This window comes from uncultured Gimesia sp., from assembly GCF_937919775.1.
Classification (GTDB): Bacteria; Planctomycetota; Planctomycetia; order Planctomycetales; family Planctomycetaceae; genus Gimesia.
Genome location: NZ_CALFPF010000791.1, coordinates 1 through 4,767, shown reverse-complemented (window position 1 = coordinate 4,767; position 4,767 = coordinate 1). Strand labels below are relative to the sequence as shown.

Sequence of the window (4,767 nt, the reverse complement as noted above, 5' to 3'; positions counted from 1 at the left end):
TAGGTAAACTCATTCAACCGTTTATTCGCTAGCCTGTGTCCACCTTGATGGCAGCGCTATGAATAAATAGAACGCGTTTTAGCATACTTAGTAGAGGGTTTCGATGGCCGATCGCCTGTTCAATAAGATTGCTGTAATCACCGGTGCCAGCAGTGGAATTGGCCGCTCTATTGCTGAGTTTTATTTGAATGAAGGCGCTAAGGTTGTGGTCTTTTCCAGAAGGAGCGAACCTCTGGAAGAACTGGAGGCTCGTTTTCCTGCACGCACTCTGGTTGTCGATGGTGACGTGACGAACGCTGCCGATCTTAGAAGACTGGTTGATGCAACCGAGCGGCGTTTTGGTCGTGTGGATATTCTGGTTCCGAATGCCGGCATGGCACGCGTGATTCCCATTGAAGAATCATCGCGTGAAGCCATTGCTGAAACATTTGATGTGAATTTTCACGGCGCATTGCAGACGGTTCGTGCTTTTTTGCCCCATTTAAACGATGGTTCTGCCATCATCTTTATCACGACGTTTCTGACTCAGGTAGGTTTTCCGGGACTGGCAGCCTATTCTGCTTCGAAAGCGGCTTTGAAATCGTTAGCACAGACGCTGGCAGCCGAACTGGGGCCTCGCGGCATACGCGTGAATTCGATTGCTCCGGGACCGATTGCAACCCCGCTTTGGGATAGTGTGGGGCTGAACGCCGACCAACTCAAAAATGTGGCTGAGAATATTACCAGTCGATTGATTCCACAATCCTTTGGAAAACCGGAAGACATTGCGGAAGTCGCAGTCTTTTTGGCATCAGATGCTGCCCGGAATATATATGGCCAGGAAATTGTGGTCGACGGTGGTTACACGATAGGTTAGCGTTGACGCGGATGTGTCGTTGCATTTCGATAGAGCGCTGGAGACGGGGGCAGGAATAAATGGTGATACCCGCTACAGTTTCGCAGTTTATGTTGCAGCTAAAATCGCATCACATTTAACGAGAACGTATCTCGTTCTATTATACTCGGTCGAAATGGACCTGGAGACGCTACAGAAAACCCGGACACAGGCTAGCCGTGTCTGTAGACGCTTTGATCTGACAGACCGCAAACAGAGAAACGGGCTTGAGTCTGCAAGCTGGAAGTCCAGAATCGAATTGGTTCTGTTTAACTCCGGACAAAATTATTTAAGTTTGACATATGATCGAGAAAGGTCTTCAGGGTTTTTTCCTGCTTGTGTGTCAGCAGCACACACAGTTCGCATCCGGTGGTAAATTTTCCGGAGGAATCCTGCTCCTGCCAGATGACTTTTGCCGTCGAGTTAAAGAGGTGTTCTCCAGCGTGATGGACTTCAACCAGAAGTGATTCCCCGATAGCCAGCGGTATATCGACGAGAATTCGGATTCCATTCAATGAAACATCGTAAAGCATACCGTTCAATGGTTCGCGGCTGGAACCATTGCCCGATCGCAATAAACTGACTTCGGTTGTTGCTTTGATTCGTTGATACTCGCGCCGCTCATCTCCGGAACGTCGGCTTGTCGATTTTCTACGGTCAGTCATGAGCGCTACCTGCTGCCTGTATTCATGGAGCGATGCTAAGAATCTTTTCAGCGTAATAGAGGGCAAAACGAGACACACTCTGCAGATCAAATATAGGTCAGAATTCGGGGTAGCGAGCGAGAGAATTCCAGAAAATCAGCGGATACTGCAAGACGGTCCGTCTGTATCAGTTTTGCGGCTTAAACAGTGGTAAGATCTCATTCAGGTTATCCTGTTCACACAGAAGAATAACGGTGTCTCCCGCTTGAATCATGTCATCGGCGCCGGGAACCCGGACGCAATCTTCCTTGACCACAGCAGCGATGAGGGCCTGTTTGAGCTTGAGGTCTTTCAAACGTGCTTGAGTGATTGGTGTGTTTTTGCGGACTTCCAGTTCCAGAATTGCCGAATTGCCTCCCCCAATTTCTGAATGACTGATAATAGGGCCTGACTGCACCATTCCCATAATCTGCCGGGTGATGACTTCCCGAGGGCTGACCGCAACATCAATGCCCAGTTTCTCCAGCACATTGGCATAATCGGGCCGCCGCACGATACTCAAGATACGGTTTGCTCCGAGTTCTCTGGCTTCCACACCACAGACAATATTATCTTCATCCCGACCTGTTGCTGCTATAAACACATCTGCTTTGCCAACACGGGCTTCTTCCATTTCTGTCCGCCGCGTTGCATCGGCGTGGAGAATTGTGGTCATATCAAGGTGTCTTGAGAGAAAATCGCATCGGTTGGGGTCAGATTCCAGAATCGTGACAGAGTATTCTTTTTTCTGCAAAATGCGTGCGAGATTAAAGCCGATATTCCCGCCGCCGGCGATAATCACGCGAAATTTCACAGCGCGTTTATGCTGAAACAAACGATGGACTTTATCTATATTTTCCTGCGTCCCAATCAATGTTACGATTTGTCCTGCTTTGATAATATTGTCAGCGCCTGCGATGGAAGTACTCACTCCGTCGGAAATCAGACCAACACGGACTCCACTGGGAAGCTTCAAATTACGTAACAGCATTCCGTCTGCTGTTACACCGGATTGCACATTGAGCACCTGAATCACCACTTCTCCTCTCGCAAAATTTTCGACCGCGAACAAACCTGGTTCGCCGATCTCCTTTGCCAGTTCGAGAGCAGTCAAATGTTCCAGGCTCAATAAACGGTCAATGTTGAAGTGTCGTTGATAGTCGAATGTACTCAGGTTCAAGTAGGCATGGTTAAATACACGCGCAACGCAACGACGCGCTCCCATTGCTTTGGCAAGGCTGGCACCAACCATGTTAACTTCATCCTGACTGGTTACCGCCAGACAGAGGTCGGCTCCCAGGACGCCCGCCTGAAACAAGATTGCGGAATCACAGGCAGACCCGCAGATCGTTTGAACGTCGACCCGTTCTTCGACCAGTTCCAGGGCACTCCGTGATTTATCAATGATGGTTACATTGTGCTGCTCGGCACAGAGTGTGTCGGCGACAAATGTGCCAACAGTACCTGCACCCATAATTACGATGTTCATAGTTTACTCAATAGAAAACTGCTTCGAGTTTGGTCACGTGACTCAGATCATTAACTGCTTGCGCTGCGATAACTGTTTAATGACCATTTGAAGATATAACGTGAAATCAATAATAAGGCCAGTGTGACAGAAACTGATACGAGTGTAATCCAAGATGGCTCTAATGCCTTTGACAGCAAAAGTCGTGCGGGAATGGTAACCACGAGCAAGATGGGGATGACATATGAAAAAGCAAAGCGGATTACTTCACCGGTGGGTGAACCGCTGTAAATGCTACTGGGATAACGGGCAAATACGGTAATGTAAAACCAGAAATCGTACAGTCCCTGATTACGCCCAAACCAGATACTACTGCTGGCTAATGCAATCATCAGGCTGTAAAAGAATGCGACGCCAACCGCCAGCAACAGGCAATACATTAATATCTGAATTGTTCCCTGACAACATATTACAAAAAGCAGAAGCCACTGCCCCGATTGAATCAGGTTTTGGAAGACCGACATTGCCAGCTCATACTGTGCTACATTAAAGAGAGAATAGAATAAGAGCGCACCTGCAAGCAACACCTGATTCAACATCGCCAGGTTGACTTTTTCAAATGAGACCAGAAACTGCGTATCAATCGGCTTTAACAGAACAAAATCAAGATTACCATTCCTGATCAATTCACTGAAATTTGCACAGTTGGGCATAAAGAATGTTTCAACGATGGCGTTGATTAACATCCCTGTCGCCATGAAGGCAAAATAATCATCACGCGACCAGTCATTAATGGAATTAACATTTCGGTAAATGATATCAAACAGAATTAACTGAGCAGCAAACCAGAATCCGCGCGTGACGATGGTAATCAGCAAGTTGCCGCGAAATGTCATTTCGCGAATCAGGGAATTTTGCAGGAAAGTCATCCAGACACGCCCGTATTGAGGCCGAGTGGAACCTGACATTTTATGAAACTCTTTCTGCACGGAAATGGAATCCCTGATTGGATTATTTAGTTCAATGTTTATTCGTATTTTATTCAATTCAACCTGTGTTGTCTTCCCTGGCTGCCAAATCAGAAAACTAAACAGATCATTATTGGTAACTTTTTGTAAATAAATGGTTTATGTGGAATCTTCCTGAGATGCGACTTGCGAAAAAAAAACGGTTCTATCCCGGAATATGACGCAAAAACCACCCCTAAATTCCAATGGAAAAAAGCTTCACCGGTATTTGGCGGGTAAACTTGAAATAAGTGACTCATTACCTGATTTGATGAACCCGAGGTGTGCCAAATGAACTCGAATTGTGTTTTCTCAATAGATTCTCTCAAAATCTGCCGTGCGGTTATCCTGGCAGTATTCATCAATTTTACAGGCGCGCACCAATTCGCACGAGCACAGAATGATCCGTTTGCTTCAGGTACTGAACAGAGTGAGATGACTCCTCAAGAACAGGAAGCAGCGGCCCAGGAACTATTAAAAGGGGTGGAAAAACTGGTTCTTTCACAACAGAAACGAGTCGCGAAAAAAGTGATTCGACTCTATCCCAAGTCGGAATCAGCGAAGGTCGCAAAATTGCTTCTGGATGAATACCAGCGTTTCGATCAGCTGAAAGTAGCGGAAGAAAAAGCAGATGAAGATTGGCTCAATCAAGTTCGAGATTACTGGTTTCACGAGCATAATCCGCAGCATAATTCCAGTTTCTTTACGGTACTGGAAGGCACTCAGGAGTCTGCG

Annotated in this window: 5 protein-coding genes; 2 read left to right on the top strand and 3 right to left on the bottom strand. The window is 46.8% G+C overall.

The window, feature by feature from the left end; genetic code table 11:
• The first annotated feature begins 103 nt into the window (after positions 1-103).
• Positions 104-856 carry an SDR family oxidoreductase gene (locus tag Q0294_RS22520; RefSeq protein WP_299469943.1) on the top strand — a complete coding sequence of 251 codons (753 nt, stop codon included), beginning with the start codon at positions 104-106 and terminating at the stop codon, positions 854-856.
• 287 nt (positions 857-1,143) lie between these two features.
• Here the strand turns inward: Q0294_RS22520 and Q0294_RS22515 are convergent, their stop codons facing one another.
• From Q0294_RS22515 to Q0294_RS22505, 3 genes are all read right to left on the bottom strand, one after another.
• Positions 1,144-1,539: a PilZ domain-containing protein gene (locus Q0294_RS22515; protein WP_299469941.1), complete on the bottom strand. Its 396-nt coding sequence runs from the start codon at positions 1,537-1,539 to the stop codon at positions 1,144-1,146.
• A gap of 166 nt (positions 1,540-1,705) precedes the next feature.
• Positions 1,706-3,046, bottom strand: a complete 1,341-nt coding sequence (gene trkA / locus Q0294_RS22510; protein ID WP_299469939.1) for a Trk system potassium transporter TrkA — start codon at positions 3,044-3,046, stop codon at positions 1,706-1,708.
• Between the two features lie 50 nt (positions 3,047-3,096).
• Entirely contained in the window at positions 3,097-3,993 is an 897-nt protein-coding gene (locus Q0294_RS22505) for an ABC-2 family transporter protein (protein ID WP_299469937.1), read from the bottom strand.
• Positions 3,994-4,467: 474 nt separating this feature from the next.
• Between Q0294_RS22505 and Q0294_RS22500 the strand changes: the two genes are divergently transcribed.
• On the top strand, positions 4,468-4,767 hold a 300-nt coding region (locus Q0294_RS22500; protein WP_299469935.1), incomplete at its 3' end, for a hypothetical protein.

Bases quoted from the DNA above. Each gene is read 5' to 3' on its own strand.
- Q0294_RS22520 (WP_299469943.1), top strand. From the start codon at position 104: ATGGCCGATCGCCTGTTCAATAAGATTGCTGTAATCACCGGTGCCAGC.
- Q0294_RS22515 (WP_299469941.1), bottom strand. From the start codon at position 1,539: ATGACTGACCGTAGAAAATCGACAAGCCGACGTTCCGGAGATGAGCGG.
- trkA (WP_299469939.1), bottom strand. From the start codon at position 3,046: ATGAACATCGTAATTATGGGTGCAGGTACTGTTGGCACATTTGTCGCC.
- Q0294_RS22505 (WP_299469937.1), bottom strand. From the start codon at position 3,993: ATGTCAGGTTCCACTCGGCCTCAATACGGGCGTGTCTGGATGACTTTC.